At 61.8% G+C, this 25011-nt stretch carries 37 protein-coding genes; 36 read left to right on the forward strand and 1 reads right to left on the reverse strand.

All coding sequences use genetic code 11. The annotated features are described in order from the left end of the window. The first annotated feature begins 1 nt into the window (after nucleotide 1). Together tuf and ACTHLA_RS00900 are read left to right on the forward strand one after the other, a co-directional pair. A complete protein-coding gene (gene tuf, locus ACTHLA_RS00895) occupies nucleotides 2-1192 on the forward strand; it encodes an elongation factor Tu (protein ID WP_440184249.1) in 1191 nt (396 codons plus the stop codon). Nucleotides 1193-1774: 582 nt separating this feature from the next. Further along, a complete protein-coding gene (locus ACTHLA_RS00900) occupies nucleotides 1775-2599 on the forward strand; it encodes a hypothetical protein (protein ID WP_440184252.1) in 825 nt (274 codons plus the stop codon). Nucleotides 2600-2757: 158 nt separating this feature from the next. On the opposite strand, the gene relB is transcribed toward ACTHLA_RS00900, so the two are convergent. After that, on the reverse strand, nucleotides 2758-2985 hold the full coding sequence (gene relB, locus ACTHLA_RS00905) for a type II toxin-antitoxin system RelB family antitoxin (RefSeq protein ID WP_440184255.1): 228 nt from the start codon (nucleotides 2983-2985) through the stop codon (nucleotides 2758-2760). Nucleotides 2986-3229: 244 nt separating this feature from the next. Between relB and ACTHLA_RS00910 the strand changes: the two genes are divergently transcribed. From ACTHLA_RS00910 to ACTHLA_RS01075, 34 genes are all read left to right on the forward strand, one after another. Next, a complete protein-coding gene (locus ACTHLA_RS00910; RefSeq protein ID WP_440184258.1) occupies nucleotides 3230-3871 on the forward strand; it encodes a glutathione S-transferase family protein in 642 nt (213 codons plus the stop codon). A gap of 60 nt (nucleotides 3872-3931) precedes the next feature. Then, entirely contained in the window at nucleotides 3932-5104 is a 1173-nt protein-coding gene (locus ACTHLA_RS00915) for a GNAT family N-acetyltransferase (RefSeq protein ID WP_440184260.1), read from the forward strand. A 326-nt stretch (nucleotides 5105-5430) separates the two neighbouring features. After that, entirely contained in the window at nucleotides 5431-5739 is a 309-nt protein-coding gene (gene rpsJ / locus ACTHLA_RS00920) for a 30S ribosomal protein S10 (protein WP_006273890.1), read from the forward strand. A 12-nt stretch (nucleotides 5740-5751) separates the two neighbouring features. Then, nucleotides 5752-6477, forward strand: a complete 726-nt coding sequence (gene rplC, locus ACTHLA_RS00925; RefSeq protein ID WP_440184263.1) for a 50S ribosomal protein L3 — start codon at nucleotides 5752-5754, stop codon at nucleotides 6475-6477. A gap of 2 nt (nucleotides 6478-6479) precedes the next feature. Further along, nucleotides 6480-7112 carry a 50S ribosomal protein L4 gene (rplD, locus tag ACTHLA_RS00930; RefSeq protein WP_440184266.1) on the forward strand — a complete coding sequence of 211 codons (633 nt, stop codon included), beginning with the start codon at nucleotides 6480-6482 and terminating at the stop codon, nucleotides 7110-7112. Nucleotides 7113-7114: 2 nt separating this feature from the next. Next, on the forward strand, nucleotides 7115-7411 hold the full coding sequence (locus tag ACTHLA_RS00935; RefSeq protein WP_440184268.1) for a 50S ribosomal protein L23: 297 nt from the start codon (nucleotides 7115-7117) through the stop codon (nucleotides 7409-7411). Nucleotides 7412-7426: 15 nt separating this feature from the next. Next, complete coding sequence (rplB, locus tag ACTHLA_RS00940) at nucleotides 7427-8263, forward strand: 50S ribosomal protein L2 (RefSeq protein WP_440184271.1); 837 nt, start codon at nucleotides 7427-7429, stop codon at nucleotides 8261-8263. Nucleotides 8264-8265: 2 nt separating this feature from the next. Continuing rightward, on the forward strand, nucleotides 8266-8544 hold the full coding sequence (gene rpsS, locus ACTHLA_RS00945) for a 30S ribosomal protein S19 (protein ID WP_440184273.1): 279 nt from the start codon (nucleotides 8266-8268) through the stop codon (nucleotides 8542-8544). Nucleotides 8545-8546: 2 nt separating this feature from the next. Continuing rightward, nucleotides 8547-8930 carry a 50S ribosomal protein L22 gene (gene rplV / locus ACTHLA_RS00950; RefSeq protein ID WP_440184275.1) on the forward strand — a complete coding sequence of 128 codons (384 nt, stop codon included), beginning with the start codon at nucleotides 8547-8549 and terminating at the stop codon, nucleotides 8928-8930. After that, nucleotides 8930-9685 carry a 30S ribosomal protein S3 gene (gene rpsC / locus ACTHLA_RS00955; protein WP_440184278.1) on the forward strand — a complete coding sequence of 252 codons (756 nt, stop codon included), beginning with the start codon at nucleotides 8930-8932 and terminating at the stop codon, nucleotides 9683-9685. The genes rplV and rpsC overlap by 1 nt, the downstream gene beginning before the upstream one ends. Nucleotides 9686-9688: 3 nt before the next feature. After that, nucleotides 9689-10123, forward strand: a complete 435-nt coding sequence (rplP, locus tag ACTHLA_RS00960; protein WP_440184280.1) for a 50S ribosomal protein L16 — start codon at nucleotides 9689-9691, stop codon at nucleotides 10121-10123. Between the two features lie 5 nt (nucleotides 10124-10128). Then, the gene (rpmC, locus tag ACTHLA_RS00965; RefSeq protein WP_440184283.1) at nucleotides 10129-10341 is read left to right on the forward strand and encodes a 50S ribosomal protein L29; all 213 of its coding nucleotides are present in this window, start codon (nucleotides 10129-10131) and stop codon (nucleotides 10339-10341) included. A gap of 15 nt (nucleotides 10342-10356) precedes the next feature. Continuing rightward, entirely contained in the window at nucleotides 10357-10599 is a 243-nt protein-coding gene (gene rpsQ, locus ACTHLA_RS00970) for a 30S ribosomal protein S17 (protein ID WP_440184285.1), read from the forward strand. Nucleotides 10600-10613: 14 nt separating this feature from the next. After that, complete coding sequence (gene rplN / locus ACTHLA_RS00975) at nucleotides 10614-10982, forward strand: 50S ribosomal protein L14 (RefSeq protein WP_006273901.1); 369 nt, start codon at nucleotides 10614-10616, stop codon at nucleotides 10980-10982. Then, nucleotides 10982-11296 (forward strand): 50S ribosomal protein L24, encoded by a 315-nt coding sequence (gene rplX / locus ACTHLA_RS00980; protein ID WP_440184288.1) that lies wholly within the window; start codon nucleotides 10982-10984, stop codon nucleotides 11294-11296. Before rplN ends, rplX begins: the two co-directional genes overlap by 1 nt. After that, entirely contained in the window at nucleotides 11289-11846 is a 558-nt protein-coding gene (gene rplE, locus ACTHLA_RS00985) for a 50S ribosomal protein L5 (protein WP_440184290.1), read from the forward strand. Before rplX ends, rplE begins: the two co-directional genes overlap by 8 nt. A 19-nt stretch (nucleotides 11847-11865) precedes the next feature. Then, nucleotides 11866-12171, forward strand: coding sequence for a 30S ribosomal protein S14 (rpsN, locus tag ACTHLA_RS00990; protein ID WP_440184292.1), 306 nt, complete (start codon nucleotides 11866-11868; stop codon nucleotides 12169-12171). Between the two features lie 12 nt (nucleotides 12172-12183). Beyond that, a complete protein-coding gene (gene rpsH, locus ACTHLA_RS00995; protein WP_440184295.1) occupies nucleotides 12184-12582 on the forward strand; it encodes a 30S ribosomal protein S8 in 399 nt (132 codons plus the stop codon). 41 nt (nucleotides 12583-12623) lie between these two features. Next, entirely contained in the window at nucleotides 12624-13157 is a 534-nt protein-coding gene (gene rplF, locus ACTHLA_RS01000; RefSeq protein ID WP_440184298.1) for a 50S ribosomal protein L6, read from the forward strand. Between the two features lie 3 nt (nucleotides 13158-13160). Continuing rightward, nucleotides 13161-13517: a 50S ribosomal protein L18 gene (gene rplR / locus ACTHLA_RS01005; protein WP_440184301.1), complete on the forward strand. Its 357-nt coding sequence runs from the start codon at nucleotides 13161-13163 to the stop codon at nucleotides 13515-13517. Nucleotides 13518-13529: 12 nt separating this feature from the next. Then, nucleotides 13530-14105: a 30S ribosomal protein S5 gene (gene rpsE, locus ACTHLA_RS01010; protein WP_440184304.1), complete on the forward strand. Its 576-nt coding sequence runs from the start codon at nucleotides 13530-13532 to the stop codon at nucleotides 14103-14105. Nucleotides 14106-14108: 3 nt separating this feature from the next. Next, a complete protein-coding gene (gene rpmD, locus ACTHLA_RS01015) occupies nucleotides 14109-14294 on the forward strand; it encodes a 50S ribosomal protein L30 (protein ID WP_440184307.1) in 186 nt (61 codons plus the stop codon). A gap of 185 nt (nucleotides 14295-14479) precedes the next feature. After that, a complete protein-coding gene (gene rplO / locus ACTHLA_RS01020) occupies nucleotides 14480-14959 on the forward strand; it encodes a 50S ribosomal protein L15 (RefSeq protein ID WP_440184310.1) in 480 nt (159 codons plus the stop codon). A gap of 157 nt (nucleotides 14960-15116) precedes the next feature. Further along, the gene (gene secY, locus ACTHLA_RS01025) at nucleotides 15117-16490 is read left to right on the forward strand and encodes a preprotein translocase subunit SecY (RefSeq protein ID WP_440184312.1); all 1374 of its coding nucleotides are present in this window, start codon (nucleotides 15117-15119) and stop codon (nucleotides 16488-16490) included. After that, nucleotides 16487-17056 carry an adenylate kinase gene (locus tag ACTHLA_RS01030; protein ID WP_440184315.1) on the forward strand — a complete coding sequence of 190 codons (570 nt, stop codon included), beginning with the start codon at nucleotides 16487-16489 and terminating at the stop codon, nucleotides 17054-17056. Before secY ends, ACTHLA_RS01030 begins: the two co-directional genes overlap by 4 nt. 303 nt (nucleotides 17057-17359) lie before the next feature. Next, a complete protein-coding gene (gene rpsM, locus ACTHLA_RS01035; protein ID WP_440184318.1) occupies nucleotides 17360-17728 on the forward strand; it encodes a 30S ribosomal protein S13 in 369 nt (122 codons plus the stop codon). A gap of 13 nt (nucleotides 17729-17741) precedes the next feature. Next, nucleotides 17742-18131: a 30S ribosomal protein S11 gene (gene rpsK / locus ACTHLA_RS01040; RefSeq protein WP_440184321.1), complete on the forward strand. Its 390-nt coding sequence runs from the start codon at nucleotides 17742-17744 to the stop codon at nucleotides 18129-18131. A gap of 72 nt (nucleotides 18132-18203) precedes the next feature. Then, a complete protein-coding gene (locus ACTHLA_RS01045) occupies nucleotides 18204-19220 on the forward strand; it encodes a DNA-directed RNA polymerase subunit alpha (RefSeq protein WP_440184324.1) in 1017 nt (338 codons plus the stop codon). A 427-nt stretch (nucleotides 19221-19647) separates the two neighbouring features. Continuing rightward, complete coding sequence (gene rplQ / locus ACTHLA_RS01050; RefSeq protein WP_440184327.1) at nucleotides 19648-20064, forward strand: 50S ribosomal protein L17; 417 nt, start codon at nucleotides 19648-19650, stop codon at nucleotides 20062-20064. Nucleotides 20065-20277: 213 nt separating this feature from the next. Then, nucleotides 20278-20430, forward strand: a complete 153-nt coding sequence (locus ACTHLA_RS01055) for a hypothetical protein (RefSeq protein ID WP_440184329.1) — start codon at nucleotides 20278-20280, stop codon at nucleotides 20428-20430. A gap of 163 nt (nucleotides 20431-20593) precedes the next feature. Then, entirely contained in the window at nucleotides 20594-21856 is a 1263-nt protein-coding gene (locus ACTHLA_RS01060) for a nucleotide pyrophosphatase/phosphodiesterase family protein (protein ID WP_440184331.1), read from the forward strand. 4 nt (nucleotides 21857-21860) lie between these two features. After that, nucleotides 21861-22154: a hypothetical protein gene (locus ACTHLA_RS01065; RefSeq protein ID WP_440184333.1), complete on the forward strand. Its 294-nt coding sequence runs from the start codon at nucleotides 21861-21863 to the stop codon at nucleotides 22152-22154. A gap of 35 nt (nucleotides 22155-22189) precedes the next feature. Beyond that, nucleotides 22190-23434 (forward strand): TCR/Tet family MFS transporter, encoded by a 1245-nt coding sequence (locus ACTHLA_RS01070; protein ID WP_440184335.1) that lies wholly within the window; start codon nucleotides 22190-22192, stop codon nucleotides 23432-23434. Nucleotides 23435-23545: 111 nt separating this feature from the next. Then, nucleotides 23546-25006 (forward strand): Do family serine endopeptidase, encoded by a 1461-nt coding sequence (locus ACTHLA_RS01075; RefSeq protein ID WP_440184336.1) that lies wholly within the window; start codon nucleotides 23546-23548, stop codon nucleotides 25004-25006. Nucleotides 25007-25011 lie beyond the last annotated feature (5 nt).

Raw genomic sequence — 25011 nt, forward strand, 5'->3', positions numbered from 1 at the left:
TATGGCCAAGGAAAAATTCAACCGCACGAAGCCGCACTGCAACATCGGCACGATTGGTCACGTTGACCACGGTAAGACGACGCTGACGGCGGCGATCACGATCACGCTGGCGAAGACGGGCGGCGCGACCGCGAAGAACTACGCCGACATCGACGCCGCTCCTGAAGAAAAGGCGCGCGGCATCACCATCAACACGGCGCACGTCGAATATGAGACGCAGAACCGCCACTACGCCCACGTCGACTGCCCGGGCCACGCCGACTATGTGAAGAACATGATCACCGGCGCGGCGCAGATGGACGGCGCGATCCTGGTGGTTTCGGCCGCTGACGGCCCGATGCCGCAAACGCGCGAGCATATCCTGCTGGCCCGTCAGGTCGGCGTTCCGGCGCTGGTCGTGTTCATGAACAAGGTGGACATGGTCGACGACGAAGAACTGCTGGAACTGGTGGAAATGGAAGTGCGCGAGCTTCTGTCCTCGTACCAGTTCCCCGGCGACGATATCCCCATCGTCAAGGGCTCGGCCCTGGCCGCCGTCGAAGACCGCGACCCGGCCATCGGCCAGGACCGCGTTCTGGAGCTGATGACCGCCGTTGACACCTACATCCCGCAGCCGGAGCGTCCGGTTGACCTGCCGTTCCTGATGCCGGTCGAAGACGTGTTCTCGATCTCGGGCCGCGGCACGGTCGTCACGGGTCGCGTCGAGCGCGGCGTTGTGAAGGTGGGCGAAGAAGTCGAAATCGTCGGCATCCGTCCGGTTCAGAAGACGACCTGCACGGGCGTTGAAATGTTCCGCAAGCTGCTGGATCAGGGCGAAGCTGGCGACAACGTCGGCGTGCTGCTGCGCGGCACCAAGCGTGAAGACGTCGAGCGCGGTCAGGTTCTGTGCAAGCCGGGTTCGATCACCCCGCACACCAAGTTCCAGGCCGAAGCCTACATCCTGACCAAGGAAGAAGGCGGCCGCCATACGCCGTTCTTCACCAACTACCGCCCGCAATTTTACTTCCGCACCACGGACGTGACCGGCATCGTGCGCCTGAAGGAAGGCGTTGAGATGATCATGCCGGGCGACAATGCCGAGCTGGACGTCGAGCTGATCACCCCGATCGCCATGGAAGAAAAGCTCCGCTTCGCCATCCGCGAAGGCGGCCGCACCGTCGGCGCCGGCGTCGTCTCCAAGATCGTCGAGTAAGGGGGCAAGCCCCCTTAACCCATAACTCGCCTGAGTGAGCTATGGGTTTGCCGGAAACGGCGAAGATCAAAATGCAAAACCCCTGTCGGAACACCGGCAGGGGTTTTTGTATATTTGGTTGGGAAAGAAAGGGGGACCGCAGATTGACGCAGATGAACGCAGATTTTTACGGCGCTGGTCGATGCCTGAGCGATGAGGCGTTGAGCGCATCGAAAAGCATTCGTCTATCCGCGTCCGTGGGTAACGCTCGTCTTGCCGCAAACTCCGTAAAAATCTGCGTACATCTGCGTCAATCTGCGGTGAAATCCTTTGCTGACCTGTACAAACCACCGCGCGCGCGACATGGAGGGCTCTGGCTTCGCCAAGCTGATCTTTCGTGTCTAATCTACCGATGGCTCGGGCCGCACGGCCACTTGCTCTGAATCTTTAAGCAAAAATTCTACTTCAGGCGATTATACGTCAACCTGGAGCGTCAGCTTCCAATAATGCCTTGGGTTGCGCCTCGTGAGAGGCGCAACCTTAGTATGAAACACCTTCTTAACAATCTTTAAGTTAGGATGTACAGACCAGAAGGAGAGCATTATGGATAGTATTTCCTCCACCACAGCGACGGTGCAAAGCTCAACAGCCATTTCCAGCAATGATAGCGCCTGGAAAACGGATTCTGTTCAAAATGCTGTCGCTACTTTGAATGACGGTAGCGCAAGCGTTTCCGATCAGCTTGATGCCTTTAATCTGATTCAAAACCTAATTCTCGATCCCAAAAGTGGCGCCGGTGCGGCACGAAATGCGGTGATTGGTAATAAAGGGTTCAACGACTTTATAAATAAAATAAATAATGCTCAATTCAAATTGAACACGAATGGTAATTTGTCGAAGGCAGCAGCTAATTTCGATAATATGTCGCCAGATGAACAGAAGCTTGCGACATGGGGATCCAATCTTTCTACAAATGATTATAGCGATAATCTGAAATTACGCGCCCAATATAATCAAGTTATCGCCAATGTTCAAAAGAAATATAACGTCACTTCTCTGGACCAATTGACTGATAGTAAATTTGACGGTTTGAAAAGTCTGGCAACCACAAAGGGAGGGGCAGACTGGGTATCCAAAGCTCGTCAAGTCTTGTCCGACTTCGCCTCTTCTGGTTCGTCTTCCTCGACACCCAAAGATACCATCACTTTATCGCCGGAAGCCCAAAGTCAAACCACGCAAACAAATTTGCAGAATAATTCAGATGCGCTCGGCGGCAGCGACATCGCACTGCAACTTCTCAACAATACGTCGGCAACAACTGTTCAGGGCTCAACCCAAAAAGCAACACACGGCAATGCCTCTACCGGATCACAAAAGGTATTGAGTAAAACCTACGAACCGGGCGACGTCTTGAACCAGACAACATGAGAACTTGGCCCCAATAAAATCGGGGCGAAATATTTAGGGGCATACAGGCGACGAATCCTTGATTCAGGCGATCGTGCGTAACCTGGGCGCTGTGTGCTCGGGACGCTTATCTTTGCCGGTCCAGCTTTTTAAGCTGTTTCAGCGCCGTATCGGAATACTCAATCTTCCAGGCCAAGTTCGCGTCTCACGGACTCAGCGGTGTGAACCGTTTCTTCGCCTTTGCGCACGCGCTCCAGGGTCGAGGCGGCCAGATAATAGTCCTCAAGATCCTCAAGACCGCGCGCGACCAGTTCCCGTAAGTAATAGGCCTTGGTCCGTCCGGTTTGGGCGGCCAACTGGTTCAGCCGGTCTTCGGTGTCGCTATCAAGACGAATGGATGTAGCCATGGAACACGTCCTTTGAATACGTGTATTCACTGTATCACAAAATCCATCGCCGCCAAACCGGCCTTTACCACCTTTTGTTTTGACAAGCCCGACCGGACCGTGACCTCATAGCTCCGCTGGGTTTGGAGACGACTCTCATGCGCAAGCTTATCCTGTTCGCACTGATCGCCGTCGCCTGCGCCGGGTGCGCGCACGGCGGCTGGTATGGCGGCGGCGGCATTGGCGCTTTTATGGAGGCGCATCCATGATTCTGATCGGCCAGTACGATTCGCCGTTTGTGCGCCGCGTCGCCATCGCCATGACGCTGTACGGTTTCGCCTTCAAGCATCGCCCGTGGTCCACCTTCGGCGACGGCGACAAGATCGCGCGCCACAATCCGCTGCGCCGCGTGCCGACTCTGATCCTCAATGACGGGCGCGTGCTGATCGAAAGCGCCTATATTCTCGACTGGCTGGACGAGCAGGTCAGGGACGGGGAGGCCGAGGTCATGCCGCTGATCGCCGCATCGGGCGAGGCGCGCCAGCAGACCCTCTATTATACGGCGCTGGCCACCGGTTTCGCCGACAAGGTTGTGGCCCTGTTCTACGAAAAAGTCCTGCATGAGGTCCATTCACCGGTCTGGCTGGAGCGTTGCCAGACGCAGCTTGCCGCCGTCCTCGATCAGCTCGAAAGCCTCCGCGCCGCCGCCAAAAGCCGCTGGTTGCAGGGCGCGGACATGACCCACGCCGACATCGCCCTCGGCTGCGCCCTGCGTCACGCGCGTGAGGCGCATGGCGAGGCGATCGACTGGCGCAGATGGCCCGCCCTGTGCTTTCACAGCGCGCAATGCGAGGAGCTGGACGCCTTCAAGGCGATCCAGCAGCCCTTCATCGGCCCCAAAACCTGAATCCCGCATTAACCCTGTCGTTTAGCGCCATGGTCATCTGATCGTGCTAGGGTTGCGTCCATGACAGCTCATAGCGACATACAGGCCGCGCGTCCGACTCTCCGCGCCGAACTCTTGCGCCCGCAGGATTTAACGGCGGACGATGCGCGCCTGTGGCGCAGCTTTCTGGCGCAGCGCCCGGAACTGACCGGCCCCTATTTCGATATACGTTACGTGCAGGCGGCGGCTTCGTCCGTTCCTAATGCCGGGGTGGCGCGCTTTTGGGACGGCGAACGCATTGTCGGCTATTTCCCGTACCAGCTCCGCTCCGGCGCCTTGCAACCGTTCGGCGCGCCGCTCAGCGATTATCATGGCGTAATCGCCGCGCCCGGCTATGACACGCCATTCGGCGAACTGCTGGCGGCGACGGGCGCGCGCCGTCTGGAATTTCAGGGCTGGGTCGGGCCGATGTGCGACATGGCCCGCACCCTGCCGCTCCGCCGCCGTATCGCGGATACGAGCCTCGGCTTCGAGAACTGGTGGGCGACTCAGGACGCCGAACACCACAAGTTCTTTAAGAATATAGGCCGCTGCGAACGTAATGTCGAAAAGGATTTCGGCGGCTTTGCCTTCACCTGGGAGCGCGTGACGCCCGACGTGCTGGACTGGGTGCTGCGCCTGAAGCGCGACCAGTACGCCAAGACCGGTATGCACGATGTCTTCGACTGTGGCTGGACCTACGCCATGCTGTCGGCGTTGGCCGCGCTGGATGATCCGCATTACGGCCTGCGCGCGGGCGTGTTCCGCCATGACGGCCAGATCGTCGCCGCCGAGATTTCGCTGACCGACGGCGCGCATGTGCATCTGTGGTTTCCGGCCTACGATCCGGCCTATTATCGCTACAGCGTCGGCATCCTTTTGACCGTGGCGATTATCCGTCACTGCGCAGCAGCGGGTATAAAGAGTTTCGACTTCGGCACCGGCGGCGAGGATTACAAGTCGCCCCTGACCACGGACGGCGGCGGGTGTCTGGAAGGCAATCTCAAATACACGCCGCGTCTCGGCTCGCAAATGCTGGACATGACCGCGCGCGCCCTGCCGGTGGGCCGCCCGCGCTTCGAGCAGGCGCGCCTCAGTCTGAAGCGCCGCGTCAACCTGATCCGCGCCACCGAAACCGGCCTGGCCGGGTGGGGCAGGGCGGGTTTGAGCCTGATGCGCCGCGCCATGATGCGCCTGGCGCCGAAGCGTTCATAAGCGCTTTGATCACGCGCTTATTTTTTCCGGGATTCGCCGCATTCGGGGTTGACTAGCCTGAGTCCTTTGGGCATATAGCGCGCTCTGTTGGATCGGCTGTGGCGCGGTGACGCTGCCAAACGCGATCTGCAAGCCTACACCAGGTTCGCTGGCGGCCCTTTTTAAAGGGAAGATGCGGATTTGATAAATGGCCCACGCGGCGACAAACCGCGAGGGCTTTGTTTTTGCGGATTAAGCGTTCGTGATCCCGTCTCGGGAGATCGAAGCCGGTCTTTGAAATGGTTCACGGAACGCGTTAGTCGCAACCTAACAGGAATACGAGCGATATGGATCGTCAGAATATCCGCATCCGGCTCAAGGCCTTCGATCACCGCGTGCTGGACCATTCCACCCGCGAGATCGTCAATACGGCCAAGCGCACGGGCGCCACTGTCCGGGGGCCGATCCCCCTGCCCACGCTGATCGAGCGTTTCACCGTCAACCGCTCGCCGCACGTCGATAAGAAGTCGCGCGAGCAGTTTGAGATCCGCACGCACAAGCGTGTGCTCGACATCGTCGATCCGACCCCGCAAACCGTGGACGCGCTCATGAAGCTCGACCTGTCGGCTGGCGTGGACGTCGAGATCAAGATCTAAGGGGCGCTCATTATGCGTACAGGTTTGATCGCTAAAAAGCTGGGCATGACCCGCTTCTTCGACGCCGCCGGCCAGCACGTGCCGGTGACCGTGTTGTCGCTGGATGGCTGCCAGGTCGTCGCGCAACGCACGAAGGATAAGGACGGCTATGTCGCCCTGCAACTGGGCGCGGGCACGGCCAAGGCCAAGAACACCCCGAAGCCCGAGCGCGAACGTTTCGCCAAGGCTCAGGTTGAGCCCAAGGCCATCCTCGCTGAATTCCGCGTCTCCGAAGACGCCCTCATCGAAGTCGGCGCCGAATTTACGGCGGACCACTTCGTCGAAGGTCAACGCGTCGATATCCAGGGCGTGACCATCGGTAAGGGTTTCGCCGGCGCCATGAAGCGCTGGAACTTCGGCGGTCTGCGCGCCACGCACGGCGTCTCGGTTTCGCACCGTTCGCACGGCTCCACGGGTAACCGTCAGGATCCGGGCCGCACCTTCCCCGGCAAGAAGATGGCCGGTCACTACGGCGTCGAGACCGTCACCACCCTGAACCTTGAGATCGCCCGCATCGACGCGGAACGCGGCCTCGTGTTCATCCGTGGCGCGGTTCCGGGCGCGGAAGGCTCTTACGTCAAGATCCGCGACGCGGTGAAGAAGGCGGCTCCGGCTGGCCTGAAATTCCCTGGCGCCATCAAGTCCGCAGCTTCGGCTCCGGCTGCTGAGGAAGCTCCTGCGCAAGAGGGAGCTGAATAATCATGAAACTCGACGTCATTAAGCTCGACGCCTCCAAGGCCGGCTCGGTGGACGTGTCCGATCTCGTTTTCGGGATCGAAGACATCCGCACCGACATCCTGGCCCGCGTCGTCAACTGGCAGTTGGCCAAGCGCCGCGCCGGCACGCACAAGGTTCAGACCCGCAACGAGAATTCTCGCACGGGTAAGAAGATGTACAAGCAAAAGGGTTCGGGCGGCGCCCGTCACGGTTCGCGCCGCGCCCCGCAATTCGTCGGCGGCTCGCGCGCCTTCGGTCCGGTCGTGCGTTCGCACGCTTTCGACCTGCCGAAGAAGGTTCGCGCCCTCGGCCTGCGTCACGCCCTGTCGTCCAAGATCAAGGCCGGCTCGCTGATCGTGCTCGATCAGGCCGTGCTGGACGCGCCGAAGACCGCTTCGCTGAAGGCGACCTTCGCCAAGCTGGGCCTGAAGAACGCTCTGTTCATCGCTGGTCCGGAAGTGGACGCCAACTTCGCTCTCGCTTCGCGCAACATCCCCAATATCGACGTGCTGCCGACCGCTGGCCTGAATGTCTATGACATTCTGCGCCGCGACACGCTGGTGCTGACGAAGGCGGCGGTTGAGGCCATCGAAGCCCGCTTCAAGGTGGAGGCATAATCATGGCTGCTACCATTCGCAATTTCGACGTTCTGCTGTCGCCGCACATCACGGAAAAGTCCACCCTGCTCTCCGAGCAGAACAAGGTCGTTTTCAAGATCGCGCTCGACGCCACCAAGGACGAGGTCGCTTCGGCCGTTGAAGCCATCTACAACGTCAAGGTCACCAAGGTGAACACCATTGTCACCAAGGGCAAGACCAAGCGTTTCAAGGGCATCATGGGTCGTCGCAACGACGTCAAAAAAGCCATCGTGACCCTGGCCGAAGGCCAGTCGATCGACATCACGACCGGTCTGTAAGGAAGGATTGAACTCATGGCTTTGAAGCAATTCAACCCGACCTCGCCCGGCCGTCGCCAGCTCGTGCTGGTGGACCGTTCCGAGCTGCACAAGGGCCGCCCGGAAAAGTCGCTGGTCGAAGGTCTGACCAAGTCCGGCGGCCGTGGCGCCGGCGGCCGCGTCGCTGTCCGCTTCCGTGGCGGCGGCGCCAAGAAGCTGTACCGCATCATCGACTTCAAGCGCCGTAAGTGGGACGTTCCCGCGACCGTCGAGCGCCTGGAATACGATCCGAACCGTTCGGCGTTCATCGCGCTGATCACCTATGCCGACGGCGAAAAGGCCTACATCCTGGCCCCGCAACGCCTGAAGGCCGGTGACACGGTCATCGCCGCCGACAAGGTGGACGTGAAGCCGGGCAACGCCGCGCCGCTGCGCTCGCTGCCGATCGGCACAATCATCCACAATGTCGAGCTGAAGCCGGAAAAAGGCGGTCAGTTGGCCCGCTCCGCCGGCGCCTACGCCCAGCTCGTCGGTCGTGACGCCGGTTACGCTCAGATCCGTCTCGGTTCGGGCGAGCTGCGCATGGTTCTCGATAGCTGCATGGCCACGGTCGGCGCTGTCTCCAACCAGGACCACATGAACCAGAGCCTCGGCAAGGCCGGTCGCTCGCGTCACATGGGCTTCCGTCCGCACGTTCGCGGCGTGGCCATGAACCCGGTCGACCACCCGCATGGTGGTGGTGAAGGCAAGACCTCCGGCGGCCGTAACCCTGTGACCCCGTGGGGCGTTCCCACCAAGGGCCGCAAGACTCGCACCAATAAGGCGACGGACAAGTACATTATCCGTTCGCGTCACGTTAAGAAGGCTCGCTAATCATGGCTCGCTCCGTATGGAAAGGCCCCTTTGTGGACGGCCACCTTCTCAAGAAGGCGGAAGCTTCGCAGAATTCGGGCCGCAAAGAGGTTATCAAGACCTGGTCGCGCCGTTCGGTCATCATGCCGCAATTCGTCGGTCTGACCTTTGGCGTTTACAACGGTCAGAAGCACGTGCCGGTGCTGGTGTCGGAAGACATGGTCGGCATGAAGCTGGGTGAATTCTCGCCGACCCGCAACTTCCCCGGCCACGCCGCGGACAAGAAGGCGAAGAAGAGGTAATCATGTCGCAGACATCTAATCCGCGCCGTGTGAACGCCAACGAAGCCCGCGCCAAGCTGGTTTCGGTGCGCATCTCGCCGCAAAAGCTGAACCTGGTCGCCGCCTCGATCCGCGGCCTCAAGGTGCAGCGCGCGCTCAACGAACTGGAATTCTCGCGCAAGCGCATCGCCAAGGACGTCCGCAAGGCGCTCTATTCGGCGATCTCGAACGCCGAGAACAACCACAATCTCGACATCGACAATCTGGTCGTCGCCGAGGCCTATGTGGGCAAGGGCCTTGTGATGAAGCGCTTCGCTTCGCGCGCCCGTGGCCGTTCGTCGCGCATCATGAAACCCTTCTCCGAACTGACGATCGTGGTTCGTGAACTTGGCCAGGAGGCTGCATAATGGGTCAGAAAGCTAACCCCATCGGCCTGCGCCTGGGCGTGAACCGCACCTGGGATTCGCGCTGGTTCGCTCAGCGTCAGGACTACGCCAAGCTCCTGCATCAGGATCTGAAGATCCGCAAGGTGCTGAAGGAAAAGCTGGCTCAGGCCGGCGTGTCGCGCATCATCATCGAGCGTCCGCACAAGAAGTGCCGCGTCACCATCTACGCCGCCCGTCCGGGCGTCGTGATCGGCAAGAAGGGCGCTGACATCGACAAGCTGCGCAAGGACGTGGCGGCCCTGACCGAAGGCGAAGTGTTCCTGAACCTCGTCGAAGTCCGCAAGCCGGAAGTCGATGCGCAACTGGTCGCTGAGTCCATCGCTCAGCAGCTCGAACGCCGCGTGGCCTTCCGCCGCGCCATGAAGCGTTCGATCCAGTCGGCCATGCGCCTCGGCGCCAAGGGCATCCGCATGAACCTGTCGGGCCGTCTCGGCGGCGCGGAAATCGCCCGTATGGAATGGTACCGCGAAGGTCGCGTGCCGTTGCATACGCTGCGCGCCGACATCGATATGGGCTTCGCTGAAGCCCTGACCACCTACGGCATCATCGGCGTCAAGGTGTGGATCTTCAAGGGTGAAGTGCTTGAGCACGACCCGATGGCTCAGGATAAGCGCTGGGCTCAGGAAGCATCCGGCCCGTCGTCGAGCGATCGCCCCGAGCGTTCGGATCGCGGTCCCCGCGGCCCGCGCCGTGACCGTAATCAAAAGGAGGCCTAAGCCATGATGCTTCCTAAGCGTACTAAATACCGTAAGGCCTTCAAGGGCCGTATCCACGGTAACGCCAAGGGCGGCTATTCGCTGAACTTCGGTTCGTATGGTCTGAAGACCGTCGAGCCGGAGCGCATCACCGCCCGTCAGATCGAAGCCTGCCGTCGCGCCATCACCCGTCAGATGAAGCGTCAGGGCCGCGTCTGGATCCGCGTCTTCCCGGACCTGCCCGTCACGGGCAAGCCCGCCGAAGTCCGCATGGGTTCGGGCAAGGGCGCTGTCGATTACTGGGCCGCGCGCGTCGCTCCGGGTCGTATCCTGTTTGAAATCGACGGCGTGCCCGACGACATCGCGCGTGAAGCGCTGCGTCTGGGCGCCGCCAAGCTGCCGGTTCGCACCCGCGTCGTGACCCGTCTCGACGCCGGCGTCGCGGCCGCTGCGGAGTAAATGACATGAGCAGCAAGATCGAAGCCCTGCGCGGCCTCACCAGCGACCAGCTCCACGACGAGCTTCTGAAGCTCAAGAAAGAGCAGTTCAACCTGCGTTTTCAAAAGGCCACGGGTCAGATGGAAAAGACCCACCGCGTCAATGAAATCCGCAAGACCATCGCCCGCATCCGGACTCTGCTGACGGCCCAGAAGGCCGCCGCGAAGTCGGCTGCGTAACAAAGGAAGACCACCATGCCCAAGCGCATTCTCGAAGGTCTGGTCGTCTCCGACAAGGGCGACAAGACTGTCGTCGTGAAGGTGGAACGTACGATCCTGCACCCCGTCATGAAGAAGACGGTGCGGAAGTCGAAGCGTTACCATGCTCACGACGAAAGCAACACCTACAAGACCGGCGACAGCATCCGCATCATCGAATGCGCGCCGAAGTCGAAACTCAAGACGTGGGAAGTCCTCCCGCGCGAAACCGCCAGCTAAGGGAAGTTTGAACCATGATTCAGATGCAAACTAACCTGGAAGTGGCCGACAACTCCGGCGCGCGTCGGGTCATGTGCATCAAGGTGCTGGGCGGCTCGAAGCGCCGCTACGCCTCGGTGGGCGACCTGATCGTCGTGTCCGTGAAGGAAGCCATTCCGCGCGGTCGCGTGAAGAAGGGCGACGTGCTGCGCGCCATCGTCGTGCGCACGTCCAAGGACATTCAGCGCAAGGACGGCTCGGTGATCCGTTTCGACACCAACGCCGCCGTCATCGTCAACAAGTCGAGCGAGCCGATCGGCACGCGTATCTTCGGCCCGGTTCCGCGCGAGCTTCGCGCCAAGAACCACATGAAGATCATCTCGCTGGCTCCGGAGGTCATCTAATGGCTGCGAAGATCAAGAAGGGCGACCAGGTCGTCGTCCTGACCGGCAAGGACAAGGGCCGCAAGGGCGCCGTCCTGAAGGTTCTGCCGACGGAAGGCCGCGTGGTCGTTCAGGGCGTGAATGTGGTCCAGCGCCACACCCGCCCGAGCCAGGCCAACCCGCAGGGCGGCATCATCACCAAGGAAGCGACGATTCACGTTTCCAATGTTGCGCACGTCGATTCCAACGGCAAGCCGACCCGCGTCGGTTTCAAGGTTGAGGGCGACAAGAAGGTGCGTGTGGCCAAAACGACGGGAGACGTCATCAATGGCTGACACCAAGTACACGCCGCGCGCCAAGCAGGTCTATCTCGATAAGATCCGCGCCGCGATGAAGGAAGAGTTCGGTTACACGAACGAAATGCAGGTGCCCAAGCTCGACAAGATCGTCGTGAACATGGGCGTTGGCGAAGCGACCGCGGACTCCAAGAAGGTCCAGGCCGCGATCAAGGATCTGGCCGCCATCACCGGTCAGAAGCCGCTGCCGACCCGCGCCCGCAAGTCGATCGCCGGCTTCAAGCTGCGCGAAGGCATGGTTGTCGGCGCCAAGGTGACCCTGCGCAAGGATCGTATGTACGAATTCCTCGACCGCCTGATCACCATCGCCCTGCCGCGCGTGAAGGACTTCCGTGGCCTGAACGGCAATTCGTTCGACGGTCGCGGCAATTACGCAATGGGCCTCAAGGAGCACATCGTGTTCCCGGAGATCAATTACGACCAGATCGATCAGATGTGGGGCATGGACATTGTTGTCTGCACCACGGCGAAGAGCGACAAGGAAGCCAAGGCTCTCCTGAAGCACTTCCAGTTCCCGTTCGTTTCGTAAGGGCGGGGAGAGAGAACACATGGCAAAGAAATCCGCTGTTAACCGCAACGAGATGGTCAAGAAGCTGGTGGACAAGTTCGCCGCCAAGCGCGAGGCCCTCAAGGCGATCGCCAATGACGACAGCCTGCCGCTTGAGGAGCGCTTCGAAGCGCGCCTGAAGCTGGCCAAGCTGCCGCGCAACTCGGCGCCGACCCGCATCCGCAACCGTTGCGAAGTCACCGGTCGCCCGCGCGCCTATTATCGCAAGCTGCACATGAGCCGTATCGCTCTGCGCAAGCTTGGCAACGAAGGCCAGATCCCCGGTCTGACCAAGGCGAGCTGGTAAGAGGAGATTAGCATGTTCGTAAACGATCCCCTCAGCGATATGATCGCCCGCATCAAGAACGCTGCGCAACGCAGCCGTTCCAAGGTGCTGACCCCCGCTTCGAAGCTGCGCGCCCACGTCCTCGACGTCCTGCGCGACGAAGGCTACATCCGTGGCTATTCGGTCGTGGAGACGCCGGGCGAGTTCCCGCAGTTCGAAATCGAGCTGAAGTATTTCGACGGCCAGCCGGTCATCGCGGAAATCTCCCGCGTATCCAAGCCGGGCCGCCGCGTCTATTCGTCGATCAAAGATCTGAAGCCGGTTAAGAACGGCCTCGGCATCTCGATCCTGTCGACGCCCAAGGGCGTCATGTCTGACAACTCCGCCCGCGAAAACAACGTCGGCGGCGAGGTTCTCTGCCGCGTCTATTAATAGACAAAGCAGGGACCGCTTAAGGCAAGCAAGGTTTTACAATGTCTCGGATTGGTAAAAAAGCCATCGCAGTTCCGTCGGGCGTAAGCATTACGCTCAACGGTCAGGACATTACGGTCAAGGGCCCCAAGGGTCAGCTTGGCTGGACGGTCGTTGAAGAAATCGAAGTCAAGCAGGAAGGCGCCAATCTGAACGTCTCCCCGCGTGGCGAAACCCAGCGCCACCGCGCTATGTGGGGCCTGTCGCGCACCCTGATCGCCAATATGGTGAAGGGCGTGACCGACGGTTACGAGCAGAGCCTGGAGCTGGTCGGCGTCGGTTACCGCGCCGCGATGAAGGGCTCCAATTTGAGCCTGCAACTCGGCTTCTCGCACGATGTCGATATTGTTCCTCCGGCGGGCGTCAAGTTCGAGACCCCCAAGCAGACGGAAATCAAGATCAGCGGCATCGACAAGCAGCTTGTCGGCGAAACCGCCGCGAAGATCCGTAAGATTCGTCCGCCTGAACCCTATAAGGGCAAGGGCGTCAAATACGCCGGCGAAACCGTTCGCCGCAAGGAAGGCAAGAAGAAGTAAGCCATGGCCCTGTCTCCTCGTGAACAACTGGCTCGCCGCGCGCAACGCAATCGTACGCGCCTTCGCAAGCTCTCCAATGGTCGCCCGCGTCTGTCGGTCTTCCGTTCGGACAAGAACATCTACGCCCAGGTCATCGACGACGCCAATGGCGTGACGATCGCCGCTGCTTCGTCGCTGGAAGGCGGCAAGGGCAAGGCGGGCGCCGATCAGGCCGCCGCCACCGAAGTCGGCAAGCTGGTCGCCCAACGCGCGATTGAAAAAGGCGTCAAGGACGTCGTGTTCGATCGCGGCGGTTACATCTATCACGGTCGCGTCAAGGCGCTGGCGGAAGCCGCGCGTGAAGCCGGCCTTAACTTCTAAGGGAAATCGTCAATGGCTCGTCCCAGCGAAAATCGCAACGATCGCCGCGACCGCACCGAGGAACCTTCGGAGTTCGTCGAAAAGCTCGTCGCTATCAACCGCGTCGCCGCCACCGTCAAAGGTGGTCGTCGCTTCTCCTTCGCCGCTCTGATGGTCGTCGGCGACCAAAAGGGCCGCGTCGGCTACGGTCACGGTAAGGCGCGCGAAGTGCCTGAAGCCATCCGCAAGGCCACCGAAGAAGCCAAGAAGTCGATGATCCGCGTGCCGCTTCGCGAATCGCGCACCCTGCACCACGACGGCTATGGCCGTTGGGGCGCCGGTAAGGTCGCGATGCGCGCGGCCCCTCCGGGCACCGGCGTGATCGCGGGCGGCCCGATGCGCGCCGTTCTCGAAACCCTGGGCATTTCCGACGTTGTCGCCAAGTCGCTCGGCTCGTCGAACCCCTACAACATGGTGCGCGCCACCTTCGAAGCTCTGAAGGTGCAGTCTTCGCCCCGTCAGGTCGCTTCCAAGCGCGGCCTGAAGGTCGGCGATCTGCTCGGCCGCCGCAACGATGGCGCTTCGTCGCCGGAATCGCTGGAGGGCTAAGTCATGGCTGAAGCGAAAACCATCACCGTCAAGCAGACCGGCTCGCCGATCCGCCGCACCAAGGACCAGCGCGCCACGCTCGCCGGTCTTGGCCTCAACCGTCTGGGCCGCGTCTCCACGCTGAACGACACCCCGTCGGTGCGCGGCATGATCGCCAAGGTCGCCCACATGGTCGAAATCGTCGAGTAAGCCTCGACCTTTCGCAAGCGTTCAACGCCCGCACGCTATAGGCTTGCGGGCGTTTCGCTATTTATGAGTCCCGATTCCGTACCGAGTCGGGTTGTGCGCGCGGCCCATACCCTGTATGCAAGCCGCTCAAAATGAATCAAGCCGAGTAGGGCGTAAGCCCTGCGTTATTCCAAAGGAGCAGGCATATGACGAAGCTGAACGAAATCCGCGATAACGAAGGTTCGCACAAGGGCCGTATGCGCGTCGGCCGCGGCCCCGGTTCGGGCAAGGGCAAGACCTCCGGCCGCGGCGTCAAGGGCCAGAAGTCCCGCACCGGCGTCAGCCTGCTGGGCTTCGAAGGCGGCCAGATGCCGCTCTATATGCGTATGCCCAAGCGCGGCTTCAACAATCCGTTCGCGCTCAAGTTCGCCGAAGTCAATCTGTGGCGTCTGCAAGCCGCCGTTGACGCGGGCAAGCTCGACGCCGCCAAGCCGATCGACGGCGCGGCCCTGAAGGCCGCCGGCGTGATTCGCCGCGAACTGGACGGCGTGCGCCTGCTCGGCGAAGGCGAACTGAAGGCCAAGCTGGACCTGACCGTCTATTCCGCCACGGCGGGCGCGGCCAAGGCGGTGGAAGCCGCGGGCGGCAAGCTGACGCAAACCCGTCCGGTCAAGACCGAAGCGTAATCATCAATCCGGGGCGGTCCCAGCGATCGTCCCGGATTTGACCTTTCGGTTTATGTATCCCATATGGTTTGCGACCCTGTGACCTTGCGTCCGGTTTCATTTCCCGCAGGGACAGCATAATAGGAGCGCATCGCGCGCTCGCGTTTCGAGGATCGTCATGGCTTCAGCCGCCGAACAACTTGCCGCCAATCTGAATTTCGGCGCCTTCTCCAAGGCGACGGACCTGCACAAGCGCCTGCTCTTTACGCTCGGCGCGCTGATCGTCTATCGCCTCGGCACCTACATTCCGCTGCCGGGCATCGACATGCTCAAATTCGCGCAGGCCTTCTCGGATCAGTCGAAGGGCATCTTCGGCATGATGAACATGTTCTCCGGCGGCGCCGTGCAGCGCATGGCGGTGTTCGCGCTGAACCTGATGCCGTACATCTCGGCCTCGATCATCATCCAGTTGATGGGCTCGGTCTATGCGCCGTGGGAAAAGCTGCGCAAGGAAGGCGGCGAGGCGGGGCGCAAGCAGCTCAACCAGTACACCCGTTACCTGACCGTCATTCTGGGCCTGATCCAGTCGTTCGGCATCGCCGAAGCGATGCAGACCGGCGGCATGGCGCTCGATCCGGGGCCGTTCTTCGTCATCACCGCCATGGTCACCCTGACCGGCGGCACCCTGTTCCTGATGTGGCTGGGCGAGCAGATCACGGCGCGCGGCGTCGGCAACGGCTCATCCATGATCATCTTCGCGGGCATTGTGGCGGTTCTGCCCTCGACGCTCGGCAATCTGATGTCCATGTCATCGACCGGCGACATCAATCCGGCGGTCCTCGTCGGCATTCTGGCCATTCTGGTCGCCGCGGTCGTCTTCATCGTCTTCATGGAGCGCGCCCAGCGCCGCCTCCTGGTGCAGTATCCGAAGCGCCAGGTCGGCAACAAGATCATGGGCGGCGAATCGTCCTTCATGCCGCTCAAGGTGAATACGGCGGGCGTGATTCCGCCGATCTTCGCCTCGTCCCTGCTGCTGATGCCGACCTCGATCCTGACCTTTGTGGGCAAGGATCCGACCAAGATCCCGTCCTGGCTGGGCTGGCTGCCGAACCTGACGGCCATGCTGCAACACGGCCAGCCGGTGTTCATGGCGCTCTACGCCGTGATGATCATCTTCTTCTGCTTCCTCTACACGTCCCTGGTGTTCAACCCGGATGAGACGGCGGAAAACCTGCGCAAGTACGGCGGCTTCCTGCCCGGCATCCGCCCCGGCAAGCGCACCGCCGAATATCTCGATCACGTCCTGACCCGGATCACGGTCATCGGCGCGGGCTATATCACCATTGTCTGCCTGCTGCCGGAATTCCTGATCTCCAGCCTTGGCAACAGCTTCTATTTCGGCGGCACCTCGATCCTGATCGTCGTGACCGTGACGATGGACACGGTGGCTCAGATCCAGTCGCACCTCCTGGCGCACCAGTATGACGGCCTGATCCGCAAGTCGAAAATGAAGGGCGGCAAAGCCGCCGTCACGCGGGGAGGCGTGCGATGAATATTATTCTGTTCGGTCCGCCGGCGGCGGGCAAGGGGACGCAGGCCAAGCGCCTGGTCGAGACGCACAATATGGTGCAGCTCTCCACCGGCGACATGCTGCGCGCCGAAATCGCCTCCGCGTCCGAACTGGGTAAGACGGTCAAGGACATTCTGGCGTCGGGTCAGCTCGTCTCCGACGCGATCGTCATCGACCTGATCAAGGCCAATCTGCCGCGCGCTGAAGCGGCGGGCGGCGCCATTTTCGACGGCTTTCCGCGCACCGTGGCCCAGGCCGAGGCGCTGGACGCCCTGTTGCAGGGACGCGGCGCCAAGATCGACCGCGTCGTCCGTCTCAAGGTCGATGAGGCCGCTCTGATCAGCCGCATCGAAAAGCGCTTCGCAGATCAGGGCCGCGCCGACGACAATCCCGACACCTATAAGGAGCGTCTGGCGGTCTATAATGCCCAGACCGCACCGCTGCTGCCCTATTATGCGGCGCAGAACAAGCTGTTCGAGGTCGATGGCATGGGCGCGGTCGATGACGTCGCCGCCCGTATCGACGAGGCGCTGTCCGAAACGGCGTAACATCTATTGGCCGCGCGCCGGAAACGGTTGCGCGGCAAGGGCTTCGGCCCGCCTTCACCCCGGCTTTCGCGATCCAATCGGGTCGCGGCTGCCAAAGCAAAGTTAAAAAAGCGTGACCGAAGCGATTTGGCCTTGCTTTTTTTGAAACTAACCATTGACGGGAGCGAAATCCCTTCTATAAGGGGCAGCTTCCGCGAAATCGCGCGTATGGGGCTTCAGTCTTCGGACTGGAGGCGCATACGTGTCATCTTTCGTTTTAAGAGATGTGCGCCTGTCGGGCGCGCATTGCAGGAGACCTAGAACGTGGCCCGTATCGCAGGCGTCAACATTCCGACCAATAAGCGCGTGATCATCGCGCTTCAATATATTCACGGCATCGGCCCGAAGATCGCCGAAGAGATCGTCCAGAAGGTCGGCATCGAAGATGCGCGCCGCGTCAACCAGCTTTCGGACGCCGAAGTGCTGCAGATCCGCGAAACCATCGACCGCGACTACACGGTCGAGGGCGACCTGCGCCGTGAAGTCTCGATGAACATCAAGCGTCTGATGGACCTGGCCTGCTATCGCGGCCTGCGTCACCGCAAGGGCCTGCCGGTCCGCGGTCAGCGCACTCACACCAACGCCCGCACCCGCAAGGGTCCGGCGAAGCCGATCGCCGGTAAGAAGAAGTAAGGAATAGGCGCCGATGGCCAAGGAACCTTCCCGCGTTAAAAAACGCGAACGCAAGAACATTACGTCGGGCGTCGCTCACGTGAATGCGTCTTTCAACAACACCATGATCACCATCACGGACGCCCAGGGCAACGCCGTGTCGTGGTCGTCGGCTGGCATGATGGGCTTCAAGGGGTCGCGTAAGTCGACGCCTTACGCCGCCCAGGTCGCCGCCGAAGACGCCGGCAAGAAGGCGATCGAGCACGGCGACAAGACGCTGGAAGTCAGCGTCGCCGGTCCGGGTTCGGGCCGCGAGTCGGCTCTGCGCGCGCTGCAGGCGGTCGGTTTCACCATCACGACCATCCGTGACGTGACCCCGATCCCGCACAATGGCTGCCGTCCGCCCAAGCGTCGTCGCGTTTAAGAAATTTTTCCCGAAATTATCAGTCGCTCCGCTGTTCATGCGGGGCGACCTTTCCTGTCTTGAGGGACGTAAATGATCGAAAGAAACTGGCAACAGCTTATTCGTCCTGAGAAGCCACAAGTCGAAGCGGGTTCCGATGCTTCGCGCAAGATGCGTCTTGTCGCGGAGCCTCTGGAGCGCGGTTTCGGCGTGACCCTCGGTAACGCGCTGCGTCGCGTGCTCCTCTCCTCGCTGCAAGGCGCCGCCGTCACCTCGGTTCAGATCGACGGCGTGGTGCATGAATTCTCCTCCATCGAAGGCGTCCGCGAAGACGTCGTCGACATCATCCTCAACATCAAGCAACTGGCGTTGCGCATGCACGCCGAAGGCCCCAAGCGCATGGTGCTGCGCGCCTCCGGCGCCGGTCCGGTGACCGCGGGCCAGATCGACGTCCCCGCCGACATCGAAGTGCTGAACCCCGACCATGTCATCTGCACCCTCGACGAGGGCGGCAGCGTGCGCATGGAGTTCACCGTGCAGAACGGCAAGGGCTATGTCCCCGCCGACCGCCTGCGACCGGAAGACGCCCCGATCGGCCTGATCGCCGTCGACGCGCTCTATTCGCCGGTCAAGAAGGTCGCCTACCGCGTCGAACCGACCCGTCAGGGCCAGTCGCTCGATTACGACAAGCTGGTGCTGGACGTCGAAACCAACGCCGCCGTCACCCCGGTGGACGCCGTCGCCTTCGCCGCCCGCATCCTGCAAGACCAGTTGCAAATCTTCATCACCTTTGAAGAGCCTAAGGCGCCGGTCGTCGAGGAAGGCAAGCCTGAGCTGCCGTTCAACCCGGCCCTGCTCAAGAAGGTGGACGAACTGGAGCTTTCCGTCCGTTCGGCCAACTGCCTGAAGAACGACAACATCGTCTATATCGGCGATCTGATCCTGAAGACCGAGAGCGAAATGCTGCGCACGCCGAACTTCGGCCGCAAGTCGCTCAACGAAATCAAGGAAGTCCTGGCCTCGATGAACCTGTCGCTCGGCATGGATGTGCCGAACTGGCCGCCGGAAAACGTCGAAGAACTGGCCAAGAAGTTCGAAGACCAGATCTGACGACCTCACTTAAAAGTCCCTCGGCTATCGCCTCAGTGTACTTTTAAGTGTATGAAGATCGAGAAGCCCGGAAGCGAAGTGAATTCGCTTCCGGGCTTCCCTTTTTATAGAAGAGGATTTTCGGGTTGATCCCCCCTTATCCTCCCCTGCGCAGCGGGGGAGGGGGACCACATTGTGCTCAAGGAGCGAAGCGTTAGCACGCTTCTATGGGTGGTGGAGGGGGCAACTTTAGAATTCGCCTTCAAACTTACCGGGAAAGACCAAAACCTTGTCTCGGTAACTTCCGCTTCTTTTGCGAAGCGGACGTTCGGAGCGGGCAGGGATCGTCGGTCCCTTCACCTTCGCCTCCGGGCTCGTTTTTGGGGCCGCGCTTGAGCCTGCCAGTATTCAAGACTGGAGCGCCACGCGGTCTTATGGAGATTGACACATGCGTCACGGTTCCGGTTACCGCAAGCTCGGCCGCACCACCTCGCACCGCCTGGCGATGTTCGCCAATATGGCGGCCTCGCTGATCAAGCACGAACAGATCGTCACCACCCTGCCCAAGGCGAAGGAACTGCGTCCCTTCGTCGAAAAGCTGGTCACGCTCGCCAAGTCGGGCACGCTGCACGACCGCCGCATCGCCATTTCGCGCGTCCGCGACGTGGCTCAGGTCGCCAAGCTGTTCGAAGTCCTCGGCCCGCGCTACAAGGAGCGCAACGGCGGCTATATCCGCATCATGAAGGCCGGCTTCCGCCACGGCGACAACGCCCCGATGGCGATCATCGAATTCGTTGACCGCGACGAGAACGAAAAGGGCAAGGATTCCGGCCCGGTGTTCGAAGTCGCCGCCGACGAAGAATAGGCCAGACCTATTCTGCAAGCGTTCCCAAAAGGCTTCCGGTTCGCGCCGGGAGCCTTTTTCACATCTTTACCAAGCTTTCTGATCTGTTAACGCGGTCGTGATCGTTACGGCCTCAACCGTTATTTCCCCCTGCGCCGCCCAGCGGCTAGCTTCACGGTGCGAACAGGCCCTGTGCGCCTGCTCGCTTCACCGGTTAGACAGGAGGATCGTGTCATGGATACCCATCTTATCGACCCCGCCGAGCTGACGCAGATGGCGTCAGTTGAACCGCGCGAAGACAGCATGACTGTGATGGCGGCCCCCGCCGATCAGGACGTGCCTGTCTATGACGCGCCCATGCTGGATCGCATTCGCACAAGCGACTAGCGTTCCTATAATGTTGAGAAAGATAAGCCTCCGGACCTCTGCCGGGGGCTTTTTTCATGCCTGTCGAAACGGCGTCATGTAATCTTATTACACTTTCGCTTGACGCTTGCGTGTGCAGGCGCGAAAAGGTTTCCGGTTTAACCTGTTGCGGATGAGACGAGACATGCGGTTGAAAACGATCTGGGCAGGTCTGGCGACCGCCGCCCTGCTGGCCATGGCGGGATGCGCGACGGCCCCCGCTCTGCAACAGGGGCCGCAACCGACGCAGATCAGCCAGATCAAGCCCCTCCAAGGCCCGCCGCTGATCCTGATCTCGATCGACGGCTTCCGCGCCGACTATATCAAGCGCGGCGTCACGCCGAACCTGAAGGCGCTGGCGGATGCGGGCGCCTATGCGGCCATGCGCCCATCCTTCCCCAGCCTGACCTTCCCGAACCACTATACGCTGGTCACCGGTCGTCGCCCGGACGAGACGGGCATTATCGCCAACACCATGCAGGACCCGTCGCGCCCCGGCGTGACCTTCAAAATGTCGGACGCGACGCAGGTGACGGACGGCTTCTGGTGGAAGGCCGCCCTGCCGACGTGGGATTCGGTCGTCAAGGCGGGCGGACGCGCGGCGGTCGAATTCTGGCCGGGTTCGGAGGCCGAGGTCGATGGCCTGCGCCCGACCTTCTACACCCCCTATGACGGCAAGGTGACGAATGACCAGCGCGTCGATCAGATCCTGGCCTGGCTCGACCTGCCCGCCGATCAGCGCCCGCAGGCCCTGCTGCTCTATTTCGATGTCGTCGATCACGCCGGCCACAGCTTCGGCCCGGACTCGCAGGAGGTTAATGACGCCGCCGCCAGCGTCGATGAGGCCATAGGCCGCCTGCGTGACGGCCTGAAGGCGCGCGGGATCGATCCCAATATGATCATCGTCGCCGATCACGGCATGGCGGGCATCTCGCTCGACCGCACCTATTTCCTCGAAGACTATCTCCCGGCGGGCAGCTATGACGCGGTCGTGCAAGGCCCCGAAGCCGAAATCAACCCGACGCCCGGTCACGAGGCCGACCTTGAAAAGCTGACCCACATGTCCTTCCCGCATATGCACTGCTGGGACAAGGCGAACATCCCGGCCAAATACCATTACGGCCATAATCCCCGCATCCCCGCCGTCGTGTGTCTCGGCGATCCGGGCTGGATGGTGGTGACCACCCACGCCAAGGGCATCTGGGGCAATCACGGCGCGCACGGCTATGACCAGACCTCAAAGGAGATGGCGGCCCTGTTCATCGCCCACGGTCCAAACGTCAAGCCGGGCGTCCTGCTGCCGTCTTTTGACAATGTGAATGTCTATGACCTCGAAATGCACTTTCTCGGCCTGACGCCGCAACCAAATGACGGCGACCTCACGCCCTTCCAGAAGGCCCTGAAATAACCTCATGCCCGACTTCCTGCTGCTGAGCCACGACGACACGACGGACACGCCCAGCGGCGAGATGTGGGGCGCCTATCTGTCGCGCCTGCGCGACTTGGGCGTGTTTGACGGCGGCAGCGCCATCGGGCGCGGCGAAACCGTGCGCAAGACGAAAGCCCCGGCGCCGCTTAGCGCCCGCCTGAACGGTTATCTCCGCGTGCGCGCCCCCAGCCTCAGCGCCGCGCGCGACCTGCTCGACGGCCACCCGGTCTATGAGGCGGGCGGCACGGTCGAAATTCGCGAATTGCCGAAAAGCTGACTCCGGGCTATCAAAACAAAACTCCGGGGAAACGCATGTCCGATAAATTAAAAGCCGCCGCGCCGTTCATTCTGGTGACGGTGTTTCTCGACATGATCTCCATCGGCATCATCATCCCGGTCCTGCCCAAGCTTATCTTAAGCTTCGTGCATGGCTCGGTGTCGGTCGCCGGGATATGGACCGGCGTGTTTGGCGCGGTCTGGGGACTGGCGCAGTTCCTGTTTTCGCCGGTGCAGGGCGGGGCGTCTGACGCTTTGGGGCGCAGGCCCGTCGTGCTGGCCTCCAATCTCGGCCTCAGCCTTGATTACCTGCTGATGGCGCTGGCGCCGAACCTGATATGGCTCTTGGTCGGGCGGATCATTTCCGGCATGACCGCGGCCAGCATTTCGACCGCCTACGCGTATATGAGCGACGTCACCCCGCCGGACAAGCGCGCCAGCGTCTTCGGCCTGATGGGGGCGGCCTTCGGGGTCGGCTTCATCATCGGACCGGGCCTTGGCGGCGTGCTGGGCGGGATCGACCCGCGCCTGCCGTTCTACGCCGCCAGCGCGCTCAGTCTGATCAACTTCGCCTACGGCCTGTTCGTGCTGCCGGAATCGCTGCCGAAGGACAAGCGCAAGCCGTTCAGCTTCCGCGCCGCCAATCCGCTCGGCGCGATCAAATTCCTGGCGCGCTCGGCGCAGGTCTTACGCCTGTCCGGCATGTACCTTCTGATGATGTTCGCCCAGAGCGTCTTTCCGACGACCATGGTGCTGTACGCCGATTACCGCTTCGGCTGGGGACCAACCCAGGTCGGCTTCATGCTGCTGGCGGTCGGCGTTTTGTCGGCCATCGTGCAGGGCGGTCTGACCGGACGCATCGTCAAGCTGCTGGGCGAACGCCGCGCCATGCTGCTGGGCCTGATCTGCGGCGCCGTCGCCTTTATCGGCTATGCGCTGGCGCCAAGCTGGCCGATTTTCGTCGCCTTCCTGCCGATCGGCGCGCTGTGGGGCGTGACCACGCCGAACATCCAGTCGCTGATGAGCAGCAAGATCGACCCGCAGGAGCAGGGGCGGCTGCAAGGCGCCAATATGAGCCTCGGCGCGATGGCGACCATTTTCGCGCCGCTGGTCTTCGGCGGCATACTGGCGGCGGCGACGCGCGCGGGCGTCCCCGTCTGGCTGTCCGGCGCGGCCTTCGGGCTGGCGGGCCTGTTCCTGCTGATCGGCCTGTGGCTGGGCCTCGGCGTAACCCCGGCGCTCAAGGTCGAGCCCGCCTACGAAGGCGACCCAATAAGCTAGGCCGGCGCAATAGGTTCGCAATAGCCCGAAATGGTCTTGGCGGGGCCTTGATACCGCCGCATTGATTTCTAACTTCAATCCCAGCGACTAGACCATAAGGGGATAAGAAGCATGAAACTGTTGCGCGCGCCGCTGTACCTGTCCGTCGCCGCCCTGCTGGCGGCCTGTTCGCCCAGCCATTCGCAGGACGCCAGCAAGTTTCAGGGCCAGGGCTTCGCCGAACAGCCGCGCAAACTGCCCGACAGCGCCGTGGGCATGAAGGAATCCTTCGCGCCGGTCGTCAAGGTCGCCGCCCCCGCCGTGGTCAATGTTTACGCCAAGAGCGTGGTGCGCCAGCAGGTCGATCCGTTCTGGCAGATGTTCTACGGCGTGCAGCCGCGCAATCAGGTGCAGCAATCGCTCGGCTCCGGCGTCATCGTGCGCAAGGACGGCGTCATCGTCACCAACAACCACGTCATCGAGGGCGGCCAGCAATTCATGGTGGTCCTGAGCGACCGGCGGCAATATTCGGCCAAGGTGCTGCTGGCCGATCCGCGCACCGATCTGGCCGTGCTGAAGATCGACACCAAGGGCGAGAACCTGCCGACCCTGACGCTTGACGACGACCGCGACCTGCAGGTCGGCGATCTGGTGCTGGCTATCGGCAATCCGTTCGGCGTCGGCCAGACCGTGACCAACGGCATCATCTCGGCGCTCAACCGCTCGGATGTCGGCGCTGGCATGGGACCGAATGGCCCAGGCGGGCAGGGCGGCGAGACAGGCGGTAACTACATCCAGACCGACGCGGCGATCAATCCCGGCAATTCCGGCGGCGCCCTGGTCGATATGAACGGCCATCTGATCGGCATCAATTCGATGATCCTGTCCGGCGCGGGCCAGTCGTCCGGCGTCGGTTTCGCCATCCCGGCCCCGCTGGTCAAGCGGGTGATCGAAACCGCCGTCGGCGGCGCCGATCATCTGACCCACGTCTGGCTGGGTGTCAAAGGCGACACTGTGACCGGCGACATCGCCAGCAGCCTCGGCATGGCGCGCCCGCAGGGCGTGCTGGTGTCGGACATCTATCCCGGCGGTCCGGCGGACAAGGCGGGCGTGAAGACCGGCGATGTGATTGTCTCGCTCAACAATCAGCCGCTCAATGACGCGGCCTCCCTCAACTATCAGATCAATCTTTTATCGCCCGGCGATTCCGTCAGCGCGCAACTGCTGCGCGGCGGCAAATCCATCACGGTCTCGCTCAAGGCCGAGGCGCCCTCAGCCAATCCGCCCAAGGACGAGCGCCTGCTCAAGGGCGAAAACCCGTTCGCGGGCGCCAAGGTGGTCAATTTGTCGCCCGCCGTCGCCGACGAGCTGGGCATCGACCCGTTCTCGGCCCCGAAAGGCGTGATGATCTCCGGCATTTCCGGCGGCTATGCGGCCAATGTCGGCCTGCAACCGGGCGACATCATCCGCGCCGTCAACGGCAAGACGATCACGACCACGGCGGACCTGGCCGCCGCCGTGCAGGCCGGGGCAAACCGCTGGCGCATCACCATCGTGCGCGGCGGCCAGACCATCACCGCGACATTCGGGTGATCGTA

This window comes from Asticcacaulis sp., from assembly GCF_051956075.1.
Taxonomy (GTDB): domain Bacteria; phylum Pseudomonadota; class Alphaproteobacteria; order Caulobacterales; family Caulobacteraceae; genus Asticcacaulis.

Coding starts and splice junctions, on each gene's coding strand:
- ACTHLA_RS01065 (WP_440184333.1), top strand. CDS start 21,861: ATGCCCGACTTCCTGCTGCTGAGCCACGACGACACGACGGACACGCCC.
- rplR (WP_440184301.1), top strand. CDS start 13,161: ATGGCCCTGTCTCCTCGTGAACAACTGGCTCGCCGCGCGCAACGCAAT.
- ACTHLA_RS01070 (WP_440184335.1), top strand. CDS start 22,190: ATGTCCGATAAATTAAAAGCCGCCGCGCCGTTCATTCTGGTGACGGTG.
- relB (WP_440184255.1), bottom strand. CDS start 2,985: ATGGCTACATCCATTCGTCTTGATAGCGACACCGAAGACCGGCTGAAC.
- rplO (WP_440184310.1), top strand. CDS start 14,480: ATGACGAAGCTGAACGAAATCCGCGATAACGAAGGTTCGCACAAGGGC.
- rplB (WP_440184271.1), top strand. CDS start 7,427: ATGGCTTTGAAGCAATTCAACCCGACCTCGCCCGGCCGTCGCCAGCTC.
- rplN (WP_006273901.1), top strand. CDS start 10,614: ATGATTCAGATGCAAACTAACCTGGAAGTGGCCGACAACTCCGGCGCG.
- tuf (WP_440184249.1), top strand. CDS start 2: ATGGCCAAGGAAAAATTCAACCGCACGAAGCCGCACTGCAACATCGGC.
- ACTHLA_RS00900 (WP_440184252.1), top strand. CDS start 1,775: ATGGATAGTATTTCCTCCACCACAGCGACGGTGCAAAGCTCAACAGCC.
- rpsJ (WP_006273890.1), top strand. CDS start 5,431: ATGGATCGTCAGAATATCCGCATCCGGCTCAAGGCCTTCGATCACCGC.
- rplF (WP_440184298.1), top strand. CDS start 12,624: ATGTCTCGGATTGGTAAAAAAGCCATCGCAGTTCCGTCGGGCGTAAGC.
- rplC (WP_440184263.1), top strand. CDS start 5,752: ATGCGTACAGGTTTGATCGCTAAAAAGCTGGGCATGACCCGCTTCTTC.
- rplD (WP_440184266.1), top strand. CDS start 6,480: ATGAAACTCGACGTCATTAAGCTCGACGCCTCCAAGGCCGGCTCGGTG.
- rpsS (WP_440184273.1), top strand. CDS start 8,266: ATGGCTCGCTCCGTATGGAAAGGCCCCTTTGTGGACGGCCACCTTCTC.
- ACTHLA_RS01075 (WP_440184336.1), top strand. CDS start 23,546: ATGAAACTGTTGCGCGCGCCGCTGTACCTGTCCGTCGCCGCCCTGCTG.
- rpsK (WP_440184321.1), top strand. CDS start 17,742: ATGGCCAAGGAACCTTCCCGCGTTAAAAAACGCGAACGCAAGAACATT.
- ACTHLA_RS01060 (WP_440184331.1), top strand. CDS start 20,594: ATGCGGTTGAAAACGATCTGGGCAGGTCTGGCGACCGCCGCCCTGCTG.
- ACTHLA_RS00935 (WP_440184268.1), top strand. CDS start 7,115: ATGGCTGCTACCATTCGCAATTTCGACGTTCTGCTGTCGCCGCACATC.
- rpsE (WP_440184304.1), top strand. CDS start 13,530: ATGGCTCGTCCCAGCGAAAATCGCAACGATCGCCGCGACCGCACCGAG.
- rplE (WP_440184290.1), top strand. CDS start 11,289: ATGGCTGACACCAAGTACACGCCGCGCGCCAAGCAGGTCTATCTCGAT.
- rpmD (WP_440184307.1), top strand. CDS start 14,109: ATGGCTGAAGCGAAAACCATCACCGTCAAGCAGACCGGCTCGCCGATC.
- rpsC (WP_440184278.1), top strand. CDS start 8,930: ATGGGTCAGAAAGCTAACCCCATCGGCCTGCGCCTGGGCGTGAACCGC.
- ACTHLA_RS00910 (WP_440184258.1), top strand. CDS start 3,230: ATGATTCTGATCGGCCAGTACGATTCGCCGTTTGTGCGCCGCGTCGCC.
- rplP (WP_440184280.1), top strand. CDS start 9,689: ATGATGCTTCCTAAGCGTACTAAATACCGTAAGGCCTTCAAGGGCCGT.
- ACTHLA_RS00915 (WP_440184260.1), top strand. CDS start 3,932: ATGACAGCTCATAGCGACATACAGGCCGCGCGTCCGACTCTCCGCGCC.
- rpsH (WP_440184295.1), top strand. CDS start 12,184: ATGTTCGTAAACGATCCCCTCAGCGATATGATCGCCCGCATCAAGAAC.
- rpsQ (WP_440184285.1), top strand. CDS start 10,357: ATGCCCAAGCGCATTCTCGAAGGTCTGGTCGTCTCCGACAAGGGCGAC.
- rpmC (WP_440184283.1), top strand. CDS start 10,129: ATGAGCAGCAAGATCGAAGCCCTGCGCGGCCTCACCAGCGACCAGCTC.
- ACTHLA_RS01055 (WP_440184329.1), top strand. CDS start 20,278: ATGGATACCCATCTTATCGACCCCGCCGAGCTGACGCAGATGGCGTCA.
- rplV (WP_440184275.1), top strand. CDS start 8,547: ATGTCGCAGACATCTAATCCGCGCCGTGTGAACGCCAACGAAGCCCGC.
- rplX (WP_440184288.1), top strand. CDS start 10,982: ATGGCTGCGAAGATCAAGAAGGGCGACCAGGTCGTCGTCCTGACCGGC.
- ACTHLA_RS01030 (WP_440184315.1), top strand. CDS start 16,487: ATGAATATTATTCTGTTCGGTCCGCCGGCGGCGGGCAAGGGGACGCAG.
- ACTHLA_RS01045 (WP_440184324.1), top strand. CDS start 18,204: ATGATCGAAAGAAACTGGCAACAGCTTATTCGTCCTGAGAAGCCACAA.
- rplQ (WP_440184327.1), top strand. CDS start 19,648: ATGCGTCACGGTTCCGGTTACCGCAAGCTCGGCCGCACCACCTCGCAC.
- secY (WP_440184312.1), top strand. CDS start 15,117: ATGGCTTCAGCCGCCGAACAACTTGCCGCCAATCTGAATTTCGGCGCC.
- rpsN (WP_440184292.1), top strand. CDS start 11,866: ATGGCAAAGAAATCCGCTGTTAACCGCAACGAGATGGTCAAGAAGCTG.